16 protein-coding genes and 2 pseudogenes are annotated in these 22,908 nt (G+C 60.1%); 13 read left to right on the top strand and 5 right to left on the bottom strand.

Annotated elements, in window-relative coordinates:
• Window positions 1-100 precede the first annotated feature (100 nt).
• Window positions 101-1,012: a ParA family protein gene (locus NKJ07_RS20145; RefSeq protein ID WP_318570711.1), complete on the top strand. Its 912-nt coding sequence runs from the start codon at window positions 101-103 to the stop codon at window positions 1,010-1,012.
• A gap of 14 nt (window positions 1,013-1,026) precedes the next feature.
• Entirely contained in the window at window positions 1,027-1,467 is a 441-nt protein-coding gene (locus NKJ07_RS20150) for a DUF8160 family protein (RefSeq protein ID WP_318570901.1), read from the top strand.
• 278 nt (window positions 1,468-1,745) lie between these two features.
• Here the strand turns inward: NKJ07_RS20150 and NKJ07_RS20155 are convergent, their stop codons facing one another.
• On the bottom strand, window positions 1,746-2,900 hold the full coding sequence (locus tag NKJ07_RS20155; protein ID WP_318570712.1) for a tyrosine-type recombinase/integrase: 1,155 nt from the start codon (window positions 2,898-2,900) through the stop codon (window positions 1,746-1,748).
• 674 nt (window positions 2,901-3,574) lie between these two features.
• Between NKJ07_RS20155 and NKJ07_RS20160 the strand changes: the two genes are divergently transcribed.
• Together NKJ07_RS20160 and NKJ07_RS20165 are read left to right on the top strand one after the other, a co-directional pair.
• The gene (locus NKJ07_RS20160) at window positions 3,575-4,471 is read left to right on the top strand and encodes an HpcH/HpaI aldolase/citrate lyase family protein (RefSeq protein ID WP_318570713.1); all 897 of its coding nucleotides are present in this window, start codon (window positions 3,575-3,577) and stop codon (window positions 4,469-4,471) included.
• Window positions 4,472-4,726: 255 nt separating this feature from the next.
• Complete coding sequence (locus tag NKJ07_RS20165) at window positions 4,727-5,485, top strand: helix-turn-helix domain-containing protein (RefSeq protein WP_318570714.1); 759 nt, start codon at window positions 4,727-4,729, stop codon at window positions 5,483-5,485.
• A 198-nt stretch (window positions 5,486-5,683) separates the two neighbouring features.
• Here the strand turns inward: NKJ07_RS20165 and NKJ07_RS20170 are convergent, their stop codons facing one another.
• The gene (locus tag NKJ07_RS20170; protein ID WP_318570715.1) at window positions 5,684-6,955 is read right to left on the bottom strand and encodes an OFA family MFS transporter; all 1,272 of its coding nucleotides are present in this window, start codon (window positions 6,953-6,955) and stop codon (window positions 5,684-5,686) included.
• 452 nt (window positions 6,956-7,407) lie between these two features.
• Here NKJ07_RS20170 and ggt point away from each other — a divergent pair, with 452 nt between their 5' ends.
• A complete protein-coding gene (gene ggt, locus NKJ07_RS20175) occupies window positions 7,408-8,988 on the top strand; it encodes a gamma-glutamyltransferase (RefSeq protein WP_318570716.1) in 1,581 nt (526 codons plus the stop codon).
• Window positions 8,989-9,214: 226 nt separating this feature from the next.
• Here the strand turns inward: ggt and NKJ07_RS20180 are convergent, their stop codons facing one another.
• The gene (locus tag NKJ07_RS20180; protein WP_318570717.1) at window positions 9,215-10,750 is read right to left on the bottom strand and encodes an amidase; all 1,536 of its coding nucleotides are present in this window, start codon (window positions 10,748-10,750) and stop codon (window positions 9,215-9,217) included.
• A gap of 139 nt (window positions 10,751-10,889) precedes the next feature.
• Window positions 10,890-12,047 (bottom strand): M24 family metallopeptidase, encoded by a 1,158-nt coding sequence (locus tag NKJ07_RS20185; RefSeq protein WP_318570718.1) that lies wholly within the window; start codon window positions 12,045-12,047, stop codon window positions 10,890-10,892.
• Window positions 12,048-12,480: 433 nt separating this feature from the next.
• Here NKJ07_RS20185 and NKJ07_RS20190 point away from each other — a divergent pair, with 433 nt between their 5' ends.
• The 8 genes and pseudogenes from NKJ07_RS20190 to NKJ07_RS20225 all read left to right on the top strand — a co-directional run bounded on the left by NKJ07_RS20190 (window position 12,481) and on the right by NKJ07_RS20225 (window position 21,380).
• Window positions 12,481-14,130, top strand: coding sequence for an ABC transporter substrate-binding protein (locus NKJ07_RS20190; protein ID WP_318570719.1), 1,650 nt, complete (start codon window positions 12,481-12,483; stop codon window positions 14,128-14,130).
• Between the two features lie 11 nt (window positions 14,131-14,141).
• Complete coding sequence (locus NKJ07_RS20195) at window positions 14,142-15,104, top strand: ABC transporter permease (protein WP_318570720.1); 963 nt, start codon at window positions 14,142-14,144, stop codon at window positions 15,102-15,104.
• Window positions 15,105-15,106: 2 nt separating this feature from the next.
• Window positions 15,107-16,024 carry an ABC transporter permease gene (locus tag NKJ07_RS20200; protein ID WP_318570721.1) on the top strand — a complete coding sequence of 306 codons (918 nt, stop codon included), beginning with the start codon at window positions 15,107-15,109 and terminating at the stop codon, window positions 16,022-16,024.
• Window positions 16,025-16,034: 10 nt separating this feature from the next.
• A complete protein-coding gene (locus NKJ07_RS20205) occupies window positions 16,035-18,113 on the top strand; it encodes an ABC transporter ATP-binding protein (RefSeq protein WP_318570888.1) in 2,079 nt (692 codons plus the stop codon).
• A gap of 130 nt (window positions 18,114-18,243) precedes the next feature.
• Window positions 18,244-18,399, top strand: coding sequence for a hypothetical protein (locus NKJ07_RS20210; RefSeq protein WP_318570722.1), 156 nt, complete (start codon window positions 18,244-18,246; stop codon window positions 18,397-18,399).
• 166 nt (window positions 18,400-18,565) lie between these two features.
• Window positions 18,566-19,356 (top strand): annotated as a pseudogene (locus NKJ07_RS20215) (ISH3 family transposase); the annotation flags it as partial.
• A 398-nt stretch (window positions 19,357-19,754) separates the two neighbouring features.
• The gene (locus tag NKJ07_RS20220) at window positions 19,755-20,576 is read left to right on the top strand and encodes an IS5 family transposase (RefSeq protein WP_318570723.1); all 822 of its coding nucleotides are present in this window, start codon (window positions 19,755-19,757) and stop codon (window positions 20,574-20,576) included.
• A pseudogene (locus tag NKJ07_RS20225) lies at window positions 20,567-21,380 on the top strand (IS5 family transposase). The gene NKJ07_RS20220 and the pseudogene NKJ07_RS20225 overlap by 10 nt, the downstream one beginning before the upstream one ends.
• 185 nt (window positions 21,381-21,565) lie before the next feature.
• On the opposite strand, the gene thrC reads toward NKJ07_RS20225, so the two are convergent.
• Window positions 21,566-22,810 carry a threonine synthase gene (gene thrC, locus NKJ07_RS20230; RefSeq protein ID WP_318570724.1) on the bottom strand — a complete coding sequence of 415 codons (1,245 nt, stop codon included), beginning with the start codon at window positions 22,808-22,810 and terminating at the stop codon, window positions 21,566-21,568.
• Window positions 22,811-22,908: the final 98 nt, after the last annotated feature.

A 22,908-nucleotide genomic window follows, 5' to 3' on the forward strand; every position in this document is an offset into this window, starting at 1 on the left:
TCAGCCCGTCAAATGCCCAAATTCAGTATTTTCAGGGTTGAGCGAACCGCAACTGAGTGTCTGACGTAGATTTATGACTCAGTGATTCAATGATCGATTCATGGCAAGGTCACCTCATGGATGGGGCGTCACATCATCGACTGGCATCCCCACGGTCGCCTTCGGGAATCAGAAAGGCGGGACTGGAAAGACAACGGCGACGATCAACAGTGCCGCGGCGCTGGCCACTCGGGGCCACGATGTGCTTGCGATCGACATCGACCCACAAGCCGACATGACGAAGGGGCTCGGATTGGGCCCGGGCGACGACAACGACCCGTCAAGCCCGAAGAACGACCTCCCAAACACACTTGTCACCGATGACGCGAACCTCCTCGACGTTCTCGTCGACAACCCGCGCACGCACGACACCAGACTTTCAGAGATCGTGATTGAAGCCGACGAGTACGATCACCTGCGTTTCGACCTGATTCCCAGTCACAAGGACATGGGCCTCGCGCGGGATTGGATGGACGATGCGAAAGCACGTCTCTCGCTGAAACTCGCGCTCGAGGAGATGGTCGACGATGGATACGACTACGATTTCGTCTTGATCGACTGCCCTCCGGACCTCTCTGTCCTGACGGACGCGGCGTTCATCGCAGCTCAGAACGTCTTCCTGGCTGCGCAGACCCAGGCAACTTCACGAGATGCGCTTGACGATCTGTGGGATCAGCTGGAGTCCATCGAGGACAACCAGCAGATCGAGATCGCGATCGTCGGGCTGCTGGCAAACATGTACCGGGACGACGGTCAGTCTCAAAAGTTCCTCAACGTCTTCAACGAGTCCTTCGCGTCGATGGCTCCGATTTTCAAGCTCCCGATGCGGGTGGCAATTCAGCGCGCGTGGGATAACGGAAGGGACGTTTTCGAGTGGGGGGATCCGAACGACCAACAGGTAGAGCGCGACCTCTTCCTGGAAGTTGCAGAGACGATGGAACGGGCGTTTGACGAAGCGCAGGTGGAGGTGTAAGGATGCCCCGAGGAATGGATGAGCGGTTCGATGATCCTTCAGACGAAGGGGAAGGCGAGGACGGTAGCACCGAGGGGGAGACCACGGAGATGGCGGCAGAATCTAAAGTGGAAGGTCGCGATGCTGGGGCGACCATTGATGAACAGTCGAGTCAGCAGCGGACCAAATCTACGAAGTCCACCAGATCGTCTACGAGTGAAGCCGAAGAGTCAGACGACGAACCGCTGAACATCCGTGAGGACTGGGATTCAGCCACGATATACGTGGAACCGGAACAGAGCGAGGACATCGAGATCACGTTTACTCGTCTGAAAAAGCAGTTGAAACGGGAGGACGTCACACTGGAGAAGAACAAACACTTCTACCGCGGTATCTTCGAGGTGGCGTTCAGCGAGTACCGCGAGGAGACAAAGGAGAAAATCCGGGAACTCGCAGAACAAGACGCAGATCAGTGAATCACTGAGTCATAGAATCTCGAATCAGGCGTTCCTCGAAACGGACGGTTTTCGCCAGGACGGGTATTTACACCTCGTATACACTACGTAGTTTTCACAATTTGTGAAAGTTGTGCACACTGTGAACGTTGTTCGAGGCGTGGATGATCGGACAACCACACTGGGTAACGTGTTTGCACAGCTTACAACGTTGGGACACTCTACAGTTTGTAAAATTTCTCGGATTTGCAAGCACTGTCGCAGGCGTGAACACTCCAGAAAGCGCAGCCCGTGACCGTTCACTCGGTGTCGGTTCCCTCCCGCGTGCCGTAGAGGAGTTCATCGACGGTTTCGGAGAGCTGACCCGCCCGCGCGTCCTGATACGACTCGTGCGTCGTCTCGATCGAGGCGTGGCGGAGCACAGACTGGGCTGCCTCGGCGGAGACCTCCCAGTAGAGCTTGTGGCCTAGGGCTCGCCGTCCGCCGTGCGGCTTCAGATACTCGCCGTCGACGTCGACGCCGGCGGCGTCGGAGAGCGCTTTCATCCGCCGTCGAGCCCCCTCGGTGGTCAGCGCCGGCGGGGCGATCCCGTGTTCGCGGAGCACCGCATCGACGAAATCGGCGGCGTCGAGGGTCCGTTCGACCCGTTCGGCATCCCACCCTCGCCGTCCGAGAACCGTCCGGACGCGGCGGTACTTCGTCGACGCGTCCATCGTAGGCACGACCGGCCAGTCGGCCGGTGCGTCGAGGAGTCGACGGTACCGCGAGAGCTTCTCGGCGGTCGTCTTCGGGAGCTGGACGGGCTGTCGGCTCCGATTCTTCCCGAGAACGGTCATCGTGCCGCGTTCGAGGTCGACGTCGCGCCAGGTGATCCCACTCCGGCGGTCGTCTCCGCTGACGGCGAACAGTTCGGCCCCACGGGCGGCGGTGTCGGCGAGCAGATAGGCGACGACGCGATCGCGAAACGCCCGTTCGACGCCCTCGTCGTTGGCCAGCGCCCGCTTTGCGTCCCGGTCGACGTGGTCTAGAAGCCGTCGCCGGGCCGCGTCCGGCCAGAACTGCCGGTCGGGCTCCACCGTGTCCTCCGGGAGCTCTTCGGCGACGCGCGCGGAGTCCATCGGGTTCGACGCGAGCCGGTCGTCGCGAACGCACCACGTGAAAAACGCACGGACGACGTCGTGGTACGTCCGTGCGCTGGCCGCCGAGAACCGGTCGTCGGGGTCGCGAACGCGGACACGCAAGCACTGCTGCACCCACCGGCGGCAGTCGGTCGTCGTGACGCTCGTCACGTCCGACACGCCCCGGTGTTCGGTGAGCCACTCCTCAAAGCCCTCCAAGACGTGTGCAGCGTTCTGTCGGTAGCGGTCCGAGTCGAGGCTCTCGAGTCTGGCGTCGATTGCGACCCGGAGCGCGTCCGCGTGCGGCTCGGAACCCGGGTCTGGCGGCTGGGACATCGGTCGCTTCGGTCGACGGCGGTGACCCACTTAAATTTGGTTTGTCTTACGCGACTAAGACAAACCAACGTCGAGAGACCGGATTTGCCGGTGTGAGATCGCCTACCGGTCGACATGTGAGGAATAACGATTTTATATACTGTATAGCGCTATACGTATTCCGGGGACGATCCTCCCACCCCACGGTTCCGGCGTTCGACCGTAGTGCGTGCCTTCTTCGACGCCGAGTCCGACAGAGTATCCTCCTCATACGGACCTCCGAACCGCCGTTGGAAACACGACGCAAAAGAACTCTCCGGTGACTGGAACGCGACCCCGCCAGACGTCGTCTACATCACAGCGATCTCGCGAGAACGGGAGCCCGCATCAGCTCGGTCTCGCTTCCGAGGTCGTGACGAGACCGTGCCCGTTCCATCTTCTCACCTCGATCGGTGGCGAGTCGGCACGAGAGAGGGTTAAATTAGCGCCTCGACGATCACGGATCTTGATCGTTCGAACTCGAAGACGACAACGAGACCATTACAAACATACGCTCGTAATTTCTTCGGGAGAGAGGCGTCGGGGCAGGGGGCGCGTTCGGCGGTCTCGCTCCCTTGTTCCTCGTACGCACGAGGAGAACGCTGACCGACAGCAGCAGTGACACCATTTATTAAAACGCCCACACGATACCGAGTATGACAAACGAAATCGTGTTACGTCGGTCGTTGCTCGGTATCCCGGGGAACGAACACCAACTCGTCGCCGACGCCATCGGCAGCGATCCTGATCACGTGTTCTTCGACCTCGAAGACTCGTTGGCACCGAGTGAGAAAATACCGGCACGAGCGCGGCTCGTCGAAACCGTCACCGGCCACGACTGGAGGGAAGTGAACCTCAGTTACCGCATCAATGGCACTGCGACCAAATGGTGGTATGGAGATATCCTCGAGGTGATCTCCGAGGTCGGACACGAGATCGAGTCGATCATCGTCCCGAAAGTGAGGGATCCGGGCGACGTACGAACGGTCGACACTCTCGTGAGGAGCGTCGAGATGAACGCCGATCTCGAACCCGGTTCGATCGGTATCAGCGCTCAGATCGAGACCGCACGCGCGATGAACAGCGTGGCCGAGATCGCACACGCCACCGACCGACTCGACGCCGTCATCTTCGGGCCGGCGGATTACGCCGCGTCCATCGGTGCCGCACGGGGGGCTGTGGATTACCCGGGGCACTATTGGCACTACCCTCTCTCACGGATCTCTCACGCCGCCGCGAGCGCGGGCCTTCACGCGATCAGTGGTCCATACACCCCTCCAGACGATTCACAGGGGTTCTACCGAGCCTGTCGGTTCGAGCGTGCACTCGGATACGACGGGAAAGTCGTCATCCACCCGGAACAAGTCGAAACCGCGAACGAGACGTTCGCGCCGGGTGCGGACGAAATCAGTCGTGCTCGGCGAATCGTCGACGAGTACGACGACGCAACATCCAATGCGGTCGCCGCGATCGACGGGAAGGTCATCGACCGGGAGATGTACTTGATGGCCAAGCGGATCCTCTCGAAGGCCGAAAAGGCGGGCCTGAACTAGCCGGTCGTCTCGGCGCGTCCGTTCCACTCTCGCAAACGATTTGGATCCTGATCACGGACACACACTGTACTCCCACACTGTTGTTGAACAACACACACACAAATCCGGAGGAAAATCGTCGTCCAGAACATCTATGGCCGCATCGGGGACCAACGCTCCGGAATCGTCCACAGAACTGCGTTCTATTCTCTAGAACGTGTTCAATACTGCCGATTCAGCCACGTACTTGTTTCCGCAGCCTTGTGGAATGATAACGTGGAATACAAAGCGAACCGGCGGGTCGAAGCGAGCGCACGGACGTTTGCGATAGTAGAACACTTGAGTACGGTCGATTCTGTGGGAGTGTCGACACTCGCGAGCGAACTCGAGATGAGCAAAGGGATCATGCACAACCACCTGAGCACACTCCGAGAACTCGGCTACGTGACCAAGGTCGGCGACGAGTATCAGCTGTCGCCGAAGTTTCTTGCCGTTGGATTACGGGCCCGTTCGCGGTCGAAGCTGTACCATCTCGCGGACGGACTCCTCAACGAGTTTGCGGAACGACACGAGGTCGGCACGGTGTTACTCCAAGCAGCGGGAAACGAGTGCTGTGTCGTGGCTGCCAATGGGGTGAGTTCGACGGTTGGCGTCACGGTCGGAACGTCCCTCTCGCTCACGGACTCACTCTTGGGTCTGGTAATCCTGGTAGAACGCGCTGCGGACGAGACGACGCCCATCGAAACGGCGTACGACCTCGACGAGATCAGGATGTCGCTGGACGAATCTCGGTACGCTGTCGGGTCGGTTTCCACGGACACGGCCCTCGAGTGTATCGCTCTCCCCATCACGGACGACACCGACGAGTGTCGAGGAAGTGTCGGCATCCTGCTCCCGAGCGGCCACCACCAACAGCGACTCGAACAGCTCCTCGAAGGGGCGACCTCACTACAGGAACGAATCGAAACGCGGTTCAGCTCCGGGTGGACGACCGAACGATCGTTTGCGACCGAGAAACACTCGTGGGCGGAGTGATCCGCCCTCGGCTCATCGTCGACACATCGCTGACTCGACGAACGGCTGTCGACACGCCGTGTTCGGCACCCGAGCAGGCCCGTGCCGACCGCTGTCTCCTGCGGACGAGAATCCCTGCGCTCGTGCGCTGATCCGGTGTCCTCGTTCGATCACAAGCGTATCCGACTTCGCCGTCGATCCGGTCTCTCACCGGGCGCCTCAGTCACCCGGCTCGGGATCGACGACCGACCCCTCAGCGGTCGGCCGAGCAGGTGCGTGGAGCGCGAGCGCACCGACGCCGGCGGCGATCGCCAGCCCTCCTCCGGTCAGGAAGGCAACCGACCAGCTCGTCTGGCTCACCACCCACCCGGCGACCGCACCCCCGAAGACGCCGCCCCACATCTTGCCGGAGTACAACAGCGCGTAGTTCGCGGACGAGTGGGTGCTGCCATAGTACTCACCCACGACGCTCGGGAACAGCGTGTACTGAGGGCTCCAGAAGAACGTCGTCACCACGACGGACCCGAGAAAGCCGAGCGCCGACCCGCGCTGGGCGAAGTACACGACCGCCACGAGACCGAGCCCACAGAGCGTGAACGACGCGGCCATCGCCTGCTCACGGTCGACACGATCCGAGAGGTCGCCGAGAAGTAGTCGCCCGATGCCGCCGGCCACGGGGAGAACCGTCGCAGAAGCCGTCGCCGTCACGGCCGTGAGCCCGAGTGCGTCGGCGAAGGAGACGACCTTCGCCGTGAGCATCAGCCCGGCCCCGCTGACAGCGACAAACATCCCGTACATCAACCAGAACTGCCACGTCCGGAGCACCTCACGCCACGTGTACTGGCGACCGGTCACCGTGACCTCACTCTCGTCGTCGGTCTCCCAGCCGTCCGGTGGGTCTCGGAGGAGGAGCGCGCCCAGAAAGATCCCGAGACCGATGACTACGCCGAGGGTACGGAGAACCGTCGGGTACGACGTCGCGGTCGCGTTGGCCCGGACGAAGGGGACGACGAGAGCGCTCCCGGCGGCGAACGCCATCGTCCCGATGCCGGTCGTCATCCCTCGCCGATCCGGGAACCACTTGAGGGCGGTGTTGACAGCGACCGTGTAGACGATCCCGACACCGACAGCGCCAAGCGAGTAGAGGAGGTATATCTGCCAGACCGTCGTGGCGTACGACAACCCGATGTAGCCGCCACCGGCGAGAACGGCGGCGAGGAGTGACAGCGTCCGCGGACCGTGCCGGTCACGCCACCAGCCAACGGGAAACTGTGACCCGGCCTGGAAGACGACGAAGAGCGTGAACACCGCTCCGAGTGTGGGCAATGGGATACCGAACCGGGCCGCGAGTGGCCCCTCGATCGACGACCAGACGTACTGGTAGGGACTAACCAGCGCCATACTCGCCGCGGCGGCGACGAGGAGCCACCACCGGGAGAAGCCGAGATGGTCACGAGCGCGAGCGGCGTAGTCGATCTCTCCCTCACTCATCGGTGTGTGGTGGGGCCGAACTAGTGCGATCGTGACCGATCGGGAGTCGGCTGTCTCGTCGGTGTTCCGGGGAGGAGCGGCCCGGGAGGTTCGAGTCGTCTGTGAGAGCCGCGACGTCTAACGTGTCGCTCATCGCTTCGGTCCGACAGGGTGAATCGAGTAAATACCCCCGTATTAACACCTCAAATGAACATAAATCATCCTCAGACATGGGTATCCCTTTCACTCGAGGAGTTAATACGACTCGTCGACGAGTGACGGGTGACAGTACCCATGATCGCCTCATCGTCACGGTGGAGAGCGGATCAGTCGGCCGGTCGTCCCGATACAGCTCCCGACGAACGGACGGAGCAGCAGCGAGTCGAAACAGTGCACCGTCAGTCGGGTTGGGCGGACCGATGAATCCGGACGGACCAGTGACTGGCCGTCCGCCGACTCGGGCGCCTCACGGGATGGTGTCGTCCCCGCACACACTCGCGAGTGCGGCAGGGCTCGACGTACTGCAGCGGGGTGGCAGCGCGGTCGACGCCGCGATCGCCACGAACGCGGTGTTGTGTGTCGCCTACCCGCACATGGCGGGGCTCGGTGGGGATGGGTTCTGGCTGGTACACGACGGTCGGGGCGCACGGGCAGTCAACGCGAGTGGCCCTGCCGCAGCAGAGGCGACGCCCGAGTACTACGCCGACCGAGGATACGACGCGATTCCGGAGCGGGGGGCAGAGGCCGCGCTGACGGTTCCGGGTGCCGTCGATGGCTGGCGGGCCGTCCACGAGGCGTACGGGCGACTAGAGTGGGGCGACCTGTTCCAGGCGGCGATCCGCTACGCCCGGGACGGTGTGCCCGTCGCTCGCTCACTCGCAGACTGGCTCGTCACCGATCGCGACCTCCTGCGTGGCACGTCGGGGGGCGAGACGTTCCTTCGTGACGGTGCCGCTCCCGAACAGGGGAGCCACCTCGTCCAGCGTGAACTCGCCGCGACGTTCGAGCGGTTGGCGAACGACGGTCCGCGGGACGGGTTCTACGAGGGAACGGTCGCCGAGGAGTTCTGTGCAAGCCTCGATGGATCGCCGCTGCGGGCGTCGGACTTCGCGGCTTATCGTGCCGAGTGGGTCGATCCAGTGACGACGACGTACCGGGGGAAGACCGTCCACGAACTGCCACCGAACACACAGGGGTTCAGTGCGCTCTCCGTTCTGAACCTGCTCGAGGGATTCGACCCGACAGCCTGGGGAGACGGGAGCGCCGACTACTACCACCACCTCACCGAGTGTGTGAAACTCGCGTTCGCCGACCGAGACGCGTGGCTGACCGACCCCGACTTCTTCGATATCCCCGTCGGAAGACTCATCGACAAAGAGTACGCCGCGGAACGGCGTGCGCGGATCGACGCGGAGCGTGTGCTTCCTTCCTCCGTCGATCCGGGCATCGAACCTCCGACCGGCGCGGCCAGTCGTTCCCCGGGTGGCGACACGGTTTATTTCACCGCCGTCGACGACGACGGACTGGTGGTTTCGGCTATCCAGTCGATCTACTTCGACTTCGGGAGCGGCGTCGTCGCCGGGGATACTGGCATCGTCCCGCAGAACAGAGGGGCGTTCTTCTCGCTCGACGACACCCATCCGAACGTCTTGGAGCCGGGCAAACGGAGCTTCCACACCCTCATTCCGGCACTCGTGACCGTCGACGGAACGCCGCGTCTCGCGTTCGGTACGATGGGTGGAGAGGGACAGCCTCAGACCCAGGCGGCCCTTCTCACCCGCCTGATCGACTTCGAGTACGACGTCCAACAGGCACTCGAGGCACCGCGATGGCTGTACGGCCGAACATGGGGCGCTGACACCCGCGCGTTGTCACTCGAGGGACGTGTCTCGGATCGCGTGGCGAGCGAGCTCGAACGGCGAGGGCATCCCGTTCGGATTCACTCCGACTGGGACGATACGATGGGCCACGCCGCAGCGATTCGTGTACACGAGAACGGACTGCTCGAAGGCGGGGCGGACCCGCGAGGCGACGGGGCGGCACTCGGTTACTGACCACTCCACGACTCGATCTCTCACCCGCGTGTAAGCAGTCGGCTCCTGGCCACGGGGTGGGTTGTCCTTGGAGAACCGGGACTGGAGTCACGCTCGCTAGCGATCCGTTTCCGACCGCAATCTCTGTCCATACGCCCCTGATACTACCATCGTTTCCGCTCCCGAGAGATTCCGCCATTCCTGCTCGGCTGTGGCACCCACACCGGTTGTGATCCTTCTACTCGGATTATGACCTCGGAACCGGACGTGTGGCTTCGACTGCGCTCCCGAGCTGGAACAGCGTCCGCTCATCGAAACGGGAGCCGACGAGCATAAGACCGACTGGAAGCCGGTCTACCGTCCCACAGGGGACAGTGAGTGCTGGATGCCCGGTATGGTTGAACGGGGCCGTGTTTGCACCGGGTGTCAGGGACCGTTTCACCCGAGTGACTCGATCGCTGTTTTCGTCGTACTCGAACGGGAGCATTGGCGTCGTCGGCATCGCGAGCGCATCACACTCGTCTAACAGTTGTGTGTACTGGCGCTCCGCCTCCAGAATGAGATTTTTTGCCTTCGCGTACAACTCCAGTCCATACTCGTCGGCGATGTAGTCGGCACACAGCGCTCTGGATTTCATCGTCGGGGGGAGACGATCGGGGTCAGAGCGCGTAACTCTCCGGAAGTGCCTGATAAAATCGGTCCAGTACCACCCAGTCTGATTCGTTCCGAAGCCGTCCTCGTCGACCGTCCCGCTCCCACCCTGAACGACGATCAGAGGACATATCGAGAGGCTCAGTCGATGTGGATCGACGGAGACGGTCCGCACCTCGACTCCACGTTGTTTGAGATTGTCTATCGCCTTTCGGACTTCGGCGTCGATTCGGGGGTCGGACACCTCTCGGTCGAATCCCTCGTCGAGGACACCGACAGTCAGGCCATCGACCGTGGTCGAGACAGCGTCGGTGTACTCGTCCGGTTCGACATGCACGGACTGACGGCCGTCCAGTGAGTGACTCTCCCCGTCTGGCCCCGCGACGGCTTCCAGCGTCCGGGCGGCCTCCTTGACCGACCGTGTGAGCGGGCCAACGGTATCGGTCGTCCGTTCTACTGGCACCACCCCAGTGTACGGAACGAGGCCTCGTGTCGGTTTCAGTCCCACTACGCCACACCACGAGGCGGGCGTCCGAATCGACCCCCCCTGGTCACCGCCGATGGCGATATCGCAGTCCCCCACAGCGACCGACGCAGCGCCTCCACTCGAAGACCCACCGGCGAGGTATTCCTCCCCGTGGGGGTTCAGCACCGGCCCGAAGTCGCTGGTGTCGCCGGACGAAGAATCCGAGAAGTTGTCCATGTTGTTCTTGCCGACGATGGTAGCCCCCGAATCGAGGAGACGACCGACCACCGTCGCATCGATCCGCGGGACGTAGCCGCGCATGAGGTCCGACCCCAGAGTCATCTCGTAGCCCGCGACGGCGATGCTGTCTTTTATTCCGATTGTTTTTCCGGATAACGGGCCGCTCGCCGCTCCCTCGAGTTCGAACCGGAGAATCCACGCGTTGTGCGGGTCTTCGGTAGCGTCGGGCCGGTATCCAGGTTTGCGGTCCGTGTGTTCGGTCTCGTGGACCGCAAATCTCGGTTCGTCGGCATCGACCAGTTCGTCTAGTCCGTCAACGAAAGACGTAACAAGCTCGGAGAAGTCGTCCGCCTCCGCGTCATCGAGTCTGAATCCGCGCCGAGACGCGTAGTCCCTCAGTTGCTTCCGCGAAGGTAGTCGAACCATCGGTGGGTCTCTTATTTCACCCCGTATCCCAGTTCGACGATCCGTTCCCTGTGCTTTCCAACGGACGCATCGTCACTTCGATGTGAATGGCCGTTTAGACCGTGCTTAACGGGCCCGCGGAGCCGCCGTTTCCTCTGGCTCATTGTCCCATGACGAACAGCTCACTCGTGTCGAATTCGTCGGAGAGCAGTTCGGCCCCGTCCTCGGTGACGAGTACTTGATCCTGAACGTGCCAGAACCCATCGACAATGGGTTCGAGACAGACGACCATCCCCGGCCGCAGCTCCGTCTCCTCGCCGGGGTGGAAGATCGGCTCCTCTTGATGCCACCAGATGCCAGTACTGTGGCCGGCAAGCGATGCTGCACCGGCATAGCCGCGCTTTCTCAACTGCTCTTTCAGAAATTCGTACACCTCTTGTGCCTCGACACCAGGCCTGATTTTCTCGTCAAGTATCGTTCGGTGGATGTCGCGCACGTCCTCGTAATACTCGACCTGTTCGTCCGTGGGCGATCCCATCACGGCCATCCGGGACAGGTTCGCCGCGTATCCTCGGTAATACGATACGTAGTCCGTTCGGACGACATTACCGTTCTCTACTGGTACAGGTCCTTCACCACCGTACGTGATGTCCGCGTTGTCGGACTGCATCATACCGTGGCCCCACTCGGCACCCCGTTCAATCATGAATTCGAGCATTTGGGCGTGCAGTTCTTCCTCGGTGACGCCCGGTTCCGCGTCGCCGAAGACTTCGATGTGTGCCTTGTCCTGTATCTCGACGGACTTTCGCAGCAGTTCTATTTCGCGGTCCGTTTTGATGTTCCGAACCCGATTAAGTGTGGCCGTGCAGTCGACTAGCTCCCCGGACGAAAGCCCCTCGGACAACTCCGCCCACTGATCTACGTTCAGTTCCTGTCGCTCGATCCCGATTCGTCCGTCACCGAGCCCGAGTTCTTCGAGCCGATCGATACAGATAGCCCAAGGTGACTCGGTGTATTCAGTATATGTCCGAATGTCGTCGATCCAACTCGACTGCGCCGCGAGTTTGTGGCTAAAGCCGTTGACCACGAGCGTCGGCGCCCCCTCTAGCGGCCAGACAACCAATGCGGGCCGGGGACTCCACACGAAGTCCTGATGCCGACCGAGCGTCCCGGGGAATCGCATCCCGGACAAATACATGGCATTCCGACCGGAGCGTGCGATCACCGCGTCGACACCAGCTGCGCTGAGCCGCTGAGAGAGCTCCTCTTCATTATACCACGGCTTCTGCCTTACCAACCATTCAACATCAGTGGTCATACCACAAGGATATAATCCAGGTATTTGAATCTTATGAATGGCTCATATTTCCTGAGAGAAAGATCGGATTCACAAAACCATTTACTTTCAAAATTTATCTATTCCACCTTTATTGCGAAACACCGAAGAAATGAGATCCGGAGGCGTAGCCTGAGACGGCTGCTCAGCGGAGGATCCATCGCCGAGCTAGGAGATTCCGGCCTCTTTCTCCTGCCGGGACGACGCAACGGCCCGAGTCATCGGTCAGGTCGCCGGTTCGTGCTGACGCCGGTAGCTACGGAAGCGAGTTCATGACTAAAATTCCGCCCAGCTACTCATCTATCTGCGAAAAGAATGGAATATTTTGTGGCGGATATGTATGAGTACATGGACTATAATGCGATATTAATATACGATCGCAGGCTTTATACATCAGCATACGAATTTCCTTTCCATGCCACCCGGTGACAATAGCACAGATGGGATCACTCGTCGACTATATCTGGCCTCTTTGGGGATCGGTGGGGCCACAGCCATTGCGGGGTGTTCCGGAATATCGGGCGAGGAACAAGCAAGCGGCAACGAGACGGAGGGTGACGAAACTGAGACGAGCCAACAGTTGAGCGGTCATCTCAGATTCGGCCTTTACGCTCCACCGCTGGGAATCAATCCGATCACCGGGAGCATTATTGAGGGCTATGTCGTCCAAAAGTGGATGTACTCCACTCTGACAATGCGTGATAGCAACCTGAATGTTCACTCCGACCTGGCTACCGATTGGGAAGCTTCGGACGATTCGACCCAGTGGACGTTCATGCTCCGCGATGACGCACGGTTCAATTACAATGGGAATCGGGTCCTCGCTGAGGACGTCAAGGCCACTTTCGATACCGTCTACGACGAAGACGTAGGGAGTCCCGGCAATGGAGCACTGGGACCCATAGAGAGCGTCGAGGTGGTAAACGACCACGCAGTCCAGATCAACCTCGAATCGTCGTACGGAAACATGCCAATCAAGATGGCCAAGCCCTGGGCGATGATCGCGCCGAAAGAGATTCTGGATTCGGATGGTCCACAGGCTCTCGACAATACAGATTACGGGAGCGGCCCGTTCAACCTCAAAAACTACATACCCGAAGACGAGATTGTCGTGACGGCGAACGAGGACTACTATCTGACCGACGAGAACGGCGATGCGTTGCCCGGTGTCCAGCAAGTCACGGGACAGGTGATCGAGGATCCGACCACCCGGATTAACAACATGCGAAACGGGAGTTCGGACATCATCACAGGAGTCCCACCTGAAAACTGGTCCCAGCTAGAAAACATGAGCGAGGTGCGTACGAATACGGTCCCGGGCGGCACGTTCTACTCCATCGCGATGCGGGTGACCGACGAACCGTTCACAGACAATAGAGTCAGGCAGGCGTTCAAATACGCGGTCGACAAAGAGGAAATACTGGCAACGGCACAGCAGGGACTTGGCGTTCTCGGACAGGACCACCAGCTAGCACCGTTTTATAATGTGGCTCCTGATCTACCACAAAAATACGGTCCCGGAGCGCAACCCGAGCGGGCGAGGGAGTTGCTCGCCGAAGCCGGGTACGGCGATGGGCTGACGTTGGATTTCCCACTCATCGTCTCGCCCACCTCTCCTCAGATGGAGAAGACGGCCGTTCTGGCTCAGGAACATCTCAGTGAGGTCGGTGTAGAGTTCGAAATCCGACGAGTGAGTTGGGATCAGATGTGGTCGGGAATCTTCGGAAACAATCCGTTTTCGATCATGTCGTGGTTCTGCCGACCCGAACCCGACTTCCTGATGAACCAACACAATACTCCCGGTGCTCCTTGGGCCGGCGAAACCATGTTCCATCCGGACGAGTTCGTCGAGACGCTTCGTGCGGCACAGTCCGCTCTCGACCCCGAAACAAAAAAAGCGCGATACAGGGAGTGCGCCGAGATAATGCAGGATCGCGGCGGATATATTGTTCCCTTCTTCGCCTCTCGGCTGCACGCCGCACAGAACTACGTCAAGAACTTCCAACCTGACCCCTTGGCACTCCGGGAGCGAGTAGAACCCGTTCGTCTCAGCAACGATGTGTAGAATTCTTTCTCATGACCCGGTTCTATACGTACCTACTGAAACGAGTGGTGTATTCCGCTATCACGCTGGTTGCGATCTCGATGACGGTCTTTTTGATCACCCAGGTGCTTCCAGGTAACGCCGCTACGTCGCTCCTCGGACGGTATGCGACGGAGGGATCGGTCACAGCGATCGAACAACAGTTGGGCCTCAACCAGCCGATATACGTGCAGTATCTGGACTGGTTCACCGGCATATTAACCGGTGATTGGGGACGGAGCTTCCGTTACTCGGAGCCAGTCTCCGAACTCGTCCTTCCACGGTTCGTCCGATCGATGCAGCTGGCACTGCTGACGCTGGTGCTCGTAGTGATCTTTGGCATCGGTCTCGGAGTCATCGCGGCGATCAAACGGGAGAGTCTCGCCGGGATGCTCGTGAGCACCGGCACGTACGCCGCGATCAGTTTGCCCGAATACGTGGTTGCAACGTTCCTGGTTCTGCTGTTTGCCGGTCCAGTGTTCAATGTTCTTCCGAACACCGGCTACGTCCCGCTTCACGAAGGCGTCGTTCCGTGGCTCCAGCATCTCATCCTTCCAGCATTATCGATGACGTTCCTTCTGATGGGATACGCGATGCGGCAGACGCGCTCGGAAATGATCGAGGTGCTTCAGTCCGAGTATATCAGAACTGCTCGACTGAAGGGATTGAGCGAATACCGGGTCATCATCTCGCACGCGCTTCGCAACGGTCTATTACCGACGATAACTGTCATCGCGTTCAATTTCGGCTACATGCTGGGCGGCATCGTCGTCGTCGAACAGGTATTCGTCTTCCCCGGGCTAGGGAGGATAATCATCGCATCGATCCAGAATCGGGACCTCCCGATGATACAAATAACGATACTTCTGGTCGCTGCAGTGTACCTGTTCGCGAATCTGATCGCAGACCTGCTGTACACGAAACTCGATCCCCGTATCGAATACGGCGGTGACTAACCATGTCGACTACTGACACTACAGACACGACACGGAGCAGTGGGAGGAACGCCAACGAAGAACTCGAACCCCCGACGCGAGCGGCCACGTTCGCTCGGGGGGCACGGAAGGTTGCACACAACAAAAGCGCCCTCGTCGGCCTCGGTATACTCGTCCCGATCATCATGCTCTCCCTGTTTGGCCCGTTTCTCCCCCTCGCCTCGGCGTACGAGACGAATGCGCAGGAGGCGTTCGCACCTCCCAGCGCTGAGCATCCGTTCGGAACCGACACGTACGGGCGTGACCTCCTCTCCAGAGTCATAAACGGCGGACGAACTAGCCTTCTCATCGGCGTTACTCCGGTCCTTCTCGGACTGCTGTTCGCCGTTCCAATTGGACTCGTCGCCGGATATTACGGCGGAAACGTCGACGAATCCCTCATGCGGTTCATGGACCTGTTGTTGAGTTTCCCGTCGCTCCTGCTGGCACTGTTGATTATCGTTGCGCTCGGGAGCAGCATGTGGAACGCGATTATCGCCATTACACTGGTATTCATTCCACGCATCGCTCGGGTAGTTCGAGGAAGTGTCCTCTCGGTCAAAACGGAGGAGTTCATCGAAGCGGCGGAGGCCCGTGGGGAGTCGGATATCTATATCATGAAAAACGAGATCCTGCCGAATATCACCACGCCAATCCTGGTGGAAGCGACAATTCGCGTCGGGTTTGCAATCCTGATCGGGACGGCGATTTCGTTCCTCGGACTCGGAACGCAGCCCCCGAACCCCGACTGGGGATTCATGATTGAGGAGGGCCGGACGGTGATGTACCAGTCTCCCTGGTATCTCCTGTGGCCGAGCGTCTTCCTAGGGCTCACCGTCGTCGGTCTAAACATCCTCGGCGATGGTATCAGGGACGCACTCGATCCAAAGGAGGGTACGTAGCGTGAACTCAATGACCCCGCCGAACCATGTCGAGACGATGGACCCTGTCCTGAGCGTGGACTCTCTCGACGTCTCCTACGAGACTGCCGAGGGATCGGTACAGGCCCTCCGGAATATCAGCTTCGATATGCGTCCGGGGGAGATCTTGGGCGTAGCTGGTGAGAGCGGCAGCGGAAAGAGCACGCTCGGCCTCGCCATTCTTCAGTATCTCGGTGAGAACGGGAGCGTAACTGGGGGAGACATCACGTTCAACGGCGATTCGTTACTCGATCTATCAATGGACGAACTGCGGTCGTTACGCGGGAACCGGATCGCTCATATCCCGCAGGACCCGAAAAAATCGCTCAACCCGAGTATTCGGGTTGGGAAGCAGATCGCCGAGGCTATCGACTTACATCAAGACGTCGACGATGCAGCGGCACGTGCCGTCGATATACTTGAAACAGTCAACATTACCGAACCGGCGTATAACGCGAAACGCTATCCCCACGAGCTATCCGGAGGGATGCAGCAGCGCGTACTGATCGCTATGGCGTTGTCGTGCAATCCGGATCTCCTCGTCCTCGATGAACCCACAACAGGTCTTGACGTGACGACGCAGGCGAAGATTCTCGACCTCATCAACGACCTCAGAGACGAACTGAGTACGAGTATGCTGCTCATTACGCACGACTTGGGGGTGATTGCGGAAACGGCGGATCGTGTGAGCATCATCTACGCGGGCGAACTCATGGAACTGGGAAGCGTCGAAGCGGTGTTTTCGAATCCGACCCACCCTTACACCCAGGGTCTCCTTGCAAGCCTCCCCGAGATCGAGAACACCAAATCGCTGGAGTCGATCCCCGGCCAGATTCCGAGTCTAACGGAGATTCCCACTGGATGCATCTTTGCGGACCGGTGTGAGTTTGCGGAAGACGAGTGCCGTACTGCCGAGGTAGCAGCGGAGTCGGTTCCCCACAGCCCTGGACATATCACCCGGTGCCGCCGCTGGGAGGCCGCCGCTGAGGAACCGATCAGGGCGGAAGTCGACGAGCGATCTTGGAATGAACCCGGGGACGAGATCATCGAGACCGAGGATTTGAAACGCTACTACGGCGAGGAGTCCGTCCTCGATCGACTACTGAGTATGAATGCGGAACCGCCCGTTCAGGCAGTCAATGGAGTGAATCTGGCCATTCGAGAGTCGGAAGCCGTCGGCTTGGTAGGGGAGAGTGGCTGCGGAAAGAGCACGTTCGGACGTACGCTTTTGGGTCTCCTTGATCCGACGGACGGAACAGTGTCGTACAAGGGAGACGATCTGACGGAGATGACCGACGCGGAACTGAAGGAATTCCGGTCGGAATGTCAAATCGTCTTCCAGAACCCAGAATCGACTTTGAATCCGAAAAAAACGGTCTACCGTGCTATCGAACGTCCACTCGAGTTGTTGACCGATTTGAGTGAAAGACGGAGACGACGGCGTGTCGAGGAACTACTCAATGAGGTCGGACTCGGCCCCGAATACGCGTCTCGGTATCCGCACGAACTGTCGGGTGGAGAGATTCAACGCGTGGCCATCGCCCGGGCATTCGCGCCCGAGCCGTCGTTCGTCGTCCTTGATGAACCGGTCTCGGCTCTCGACGTCAGCATCCAAGCGAGCATCATGAGTATGCTCAAGCGGTTACGTCGAGAGTATGATACCTCGTATCTGTTCATCAGCCACGACCTGAGTGTCGTGAAGCACGTTTGTGACCGAATCGCTGTGATGTACTTAGGTAAGATTGCCGAGGTCGGGCCGAGCGAGGAGGTCTTTAAGCCGCCGTATCATCCATACACCCGTGCGCTTCTCTCGAGCGTCCCGTCCCCGAACCCGGGTCAGCAGTTCGAACGGGTGCGACTCGAAGGTGAAGTCCCTAGCGCTCGGGACCAACCGAGTGGCTGTCCGTTCCACTCTCGCTGCCCCCAGAAAATCGGCGACGTGTGCGAACGCGACGTTCCCGAACCCGACCCCGTCGCGGCGGACGACGGAACGTCACACTACATTTCGTGTCATCTCGACGAAAACGGCATGAACCGGCCGCTTGATCGAACGGCCGTAGAAGACGAATGACGGCGCGAGAGCTATCTCCGGACAACCGCGCTTGCCTGTCCAGTGGTCGATTCCCCTCGTTCCCTGCCACTTGGAGGCGTCTTCGAACACCTTCTCCAAGAGAAGTCTCGCTACCGTGAACCATTTACACATGTCGAACCACGCGACAGGGGAGACCGGCGACACACCGATCACCGGGACGGTCGTCGAGCAGATGGCTAAGAAGGTCGACCCAGAACTGTCAGCCATCACGAACGTCCTGCTCGCGCTCGACGTGGAGTTGTTGGGGTGCCACGCGACATTCTAGCGGACCGCGACGAGTGAGCAGCTCTGGTCGACGAATTCGGCTTCGACGAGGCGATAGCTTCCTTCACCCAGTCGAGGTTCAGTCGATCACATTGCATTAGAGCAAGCGTCTGCTTGGACAGGATATACAGACCAGCCAAGCAGACAACGAACTCAAGCAAGGGCACCTGCTTAATTTTGTGGTCAACGCTCTCGATGATGAACTACCGCTCAACTTCGACGAGGACCTCGATCAATCACATCTGCAAGACGACGAACGACTCACCACACGCCAATACCGTCCAAGGCCACCTTACCGACCAGTTCGATCTTGACACCGTCGAACAAATCGGCAACACGCTTCTCCAACGAGACACTCTCGACACGCTTCCGGATCGACCGGTGGGGGTCGTCGCCGACCTCCACCTCGATCCCTACTACGGCGACGAAGACGAAGCAGAGGGCCTGTACTTCTCCGAAGCAAAGGCCAGGACGACTGCGTTTCATGCATACGCGACGCTACACGCATGCGGAACACACGCTACACACTGGCGGTCCGCCGGCTGGAAGCCGGCGAGAGCACCAGCGACGTCCTCGCGGAGTTCCTGAACCTGCTCAACGGCCTCGACCTGCGCGTCAAGGCCGTCTACCTCGATCGTGGCTTCTACAACAGCGATTGCCTCGGACTGCTGTACGACCACAACTACGCGTACGCCATGCCGATAGTCAGTGGGGTGAGACGATTCAAGACGAACTCAGCAGCGGCTGGAGTCGAATGATCGAGCACGAACTCGCCGGGGTGGTGACGTTCCCTGTCTTCATCGACTGCACCTACGAACGAGGCCGGTACGACGAGCACGGGGTGGCGCGTCACGGCTACGCCGTCGACGCGCCATTCATCACCACACCACGGGAGGCGCGATACCACTACGCCAAACGATTCGGTATCGATGCCATCTACCGATTAGCCAATCAGAGTTGGAGAATCCCTGGGAGCATCTGAGCGGAGAGCGCGAGACCGAAACTGTCGGAGACAGTTCGGTCTCGTGCGTGCGCGATGATGAGTGGTACTTTCTATCGAAACTCCCTGAATTGAACGCCGTCGAAGGGTGTTGGGACCAGCCTCAAGAGCGGTTCAAGTACCGCCTTATTCCAGATCTCTCAACGTTGAAAGACTAGGCTCTGTAGTTTCGCTAGACGGAGATGCCGCGACTGCGTAATTGCCGTAGAAGGCGAAGAAACAGAATGTTTTGATATTAGAATTCCGTTTCCTCACCCGTGTTACAGTCGCTGATATAAATTAGTGGCTCTGTAGTTTCGCTAGACGGAGACGCCACGACTGCGTTATTGCCGTAGAAAGCGAAGAGACAGATCGGTGTGACATCCGAAATCCGTCTCTTCACTCGTGTTACAGTCGCTAAGTCTAAATCTGTTGTTACAAGCCCTGACGAACCCGCCGACCCCGAAGGGGGTCGCGGGTTCGCTGAGTGGGCGATGCTCACGCTGCATGCACTCCGGATTGAGCTGGGCAAATCCTACCGCGTCGCGGTGGATTTGCTCAGCGAAATGCCCGGCGTATTAGGCGAAATCGGTCTCACGCGGCTTCCTCACTACACTGTCCTCCGCACGTGGTTTGCGCGGATCCCAACGAAGACATGGCGTGCGTTCCTCGACGCGTCGGTCGAGGAACGCACTGGTCACGCCGCCATCGATTCGACTGGCTTCGACCGCGACCAACCGAGCCGCCACTACGCCAACCGCACTAACTACCGCGTCCGGGCACTGAAAGTCACTGCTCTCGTGGATGTTGAAACGCTGTACATCACCGACATCCACTCGACTACCTCGAAGAAACACGATGCGAAGATCGGCCCGCAGGTCGCCCGGCGGAACGCCGGCGACCTGCGAAGTCTTGCCGCCGACCGAGGGTACGACGCGAAAGCCTTCCGCGACGAACTCCGCGAAAACGGCATCAGACCGCTGATCAAACACAGAATCATGAATCCACTCGATCACGCTCATAACGCCCGCATGGACGGTGATCGGTATCACCAGCGCTCCATGTCAGAAACCGTCTTCTCGTCAATCAAGCGCACGCTCGGCGCTGCCGTGCGTGCGCGTAGCTGGTGGCTGGAGTTCCGTGAGATGCTGCTGAAAGCGACCGTCTACAACCTCCGGCGGAGCGTGAGATATCCGTGAAATCAACCGCAGTGTGCCGAAACTACAGAGCCAAATTAGTTATCACTAACCCAGACGAACCGGCCGACCCCGAAGGGGTGGCGGATTCGCCGAGTGGGCGATGCTCACGCTGCACGCCCTCCGTATCGAGCTGGGCAAATCCTACCGCGTCGCGGTGGATTTGCTCAGCGAAATGCCCGGTATCCTCGAAGAAACCGCCCTCACGCGGTTGCCACACTACACCGTCCTCCGCACGTGGCTTGCCCGGATTCCCATCAAGACGTGGCGTGCGTTTCTCGGCGCGTCCGCCGAGAAACGCACCGGCAACGCTGCAATTGATTCGACGGGCTTCGACCGCAATCAGCCCAGCCGCCACTACGACAACCGCACCCACTACCGCGTCCGGGCGCTGAAACTCACTGCTCTGGTGGATGTCGAGACGCGGTACATCACCGACATCTACTCGACCACTTCGAAGAAACACGATGCGAAAATCGGCCCGCAGGTCGCCCGACGGAACGCCGGCGACCTGCGAAGCCTCGCCGACGACCGAGTCTACGACGCGAAAGCCTCCCGCGACCAACTCCGCGAACACGGTATCAGACCGCTGATCAAACACAGGATCATGAATCCGCTCGATCACGCTCATAACGCCCACACAGACGTGATCGGTACCGCCAGCGCTCCATGTCAGAAACCGTCTTCTCGTCAATCAAGCGCACGCTCGGCGCTGCCGTGCGTGCGCGGAGTTGGTGGCTGGAGTTCCGTGGGATGCTGCTGAAAGCCACCGTCTACAATCTCCGGCGGAGCGTGAGATATCCGTGAAATCAACCGCAGTGTACTAAAACTACAGAGCCAAAGACTACATTCCACGAGGGCTGAGCGCGATCACCGAACCAGACATCTGGCCGTATCTTACCGGTAATGGTTCGTACTAATCATTATCAATCGTTTTTCGGTAGCTCGCTTCTCACGAGGGGTCACAGCGACGGGCGGTTCGCGCCGTGGAACTACTCCGCCGACGTACCGAACAGTTCCTGCACCGCTTCGAGGTGGGGAGGTATTCGGTGGGCGTCGGCAGTCGCCTGCTTCGCGCTCGCGGTGTCTTTGAGCCCGAACCCGGTCGAGGTGACGACGACGGTCTCGTCGGAGTCGATGACACCCTCGGCGAGCGCCGTCTCGACGCCCGCGACCGGCGTCGCGCCCGCTGGTTCGGAATAGATTCCTTCGGTGCTGCCGAGGAGTTTCTCGGCTTCGAGGATCTCGTCGTCGCTGACGAGGAGGCTCGCCCCGCCGCTTTCCTCCAGCGCGCGGCAGGCCTTGAGCGTGTTCCGCGGCCGGCCGACCGCAATGCTATCGGCGATCGTGTCCGCGAGGTCGTCCGTGTCGTCGTGCTTGTGGAACGCGTCGTGGATCGCCGACGCTCCTTCGGCCTGCACGCCGAGCATCTTGGGCGTGTCCTCGACGTGCCCGAGTTCGTAGAACTCGCGGAATCCCTTCCACGCGCCGGCGATGGTGCAGCCGTCACCCATTGAGAAGACCACCCAGTCGGGAACCTCCCCGCGGACGACGGATTGCTCGGCGAGTTCGTGACCCACGGTCCGTTTCCCCTCGACCTGGAAGGGGTTGATGGCCGCGTTACGGTTGTACCAGCCATACTCCTCGGTCACCTCCACACTCAGATCGTAGGCTTCGTCGTAGGTGCCGTCAACGGCGAGGACGTCGGCCCCGTACACCAGCGGTTGGGCGAGCTTCCCTTCGGGAGCGTCACCCGGGACGAAAATCCGGCAGTCTAGGCCGCCGCGGGCGGCGTAGCCCGAGAGCGACGCGGCGGCGTTCCCCGTCGAGGCGCAGGTGATGATGTCTCGCCCGGCGTGCTTGGCCTTCGTGACCGCGATGGAACTGGCCCGGTCTTTGAAACAGCCGGTCGGATTCCGCCCGTCGTCCTTGACGAGCGTCTCGACGCCGAGCGCCTCCGAGAGGTTCGGCGCGTCGAACAGGTCCGTCCCACCCTCGTTGAGTGTCACCGGTTCGGCGTCGTCGTCGACCGGGAGGAACGCCGCGTACTTCCACTGGCTTCGAATGTCGCCGTCGAGGTCGGCGTCGAAGTTCTCAGCGATGACGTCGTAGTCGTACTTCACTTCGAGGATACCCGCGACGCCTTCGTGCTCGGGACAGGTGTAGATCACCTGCTCGGGGTCGTACTCGGCACCACAGATGGTACACTCCAGGGTCGTGACGTGGTCCATGACCATAGTCTCAGTTACAACCGATCGTGTTTAAAACCAGTCGCACCCCGGCAGTGTCCCCGAGGTCGCCGTCGTGAACCGCTTCGGTCGGTGGGGACACAGAA

It is taken from the genome of Salinigranum marinum (assembly GCF_024228675.1).
Classification (GTDB): domain Archaea; phylum Halobacteriota; class Halobacteria; order Halobacteriales; family Haloferacaceae; genus Salinigranum; species Salinigranum marinum.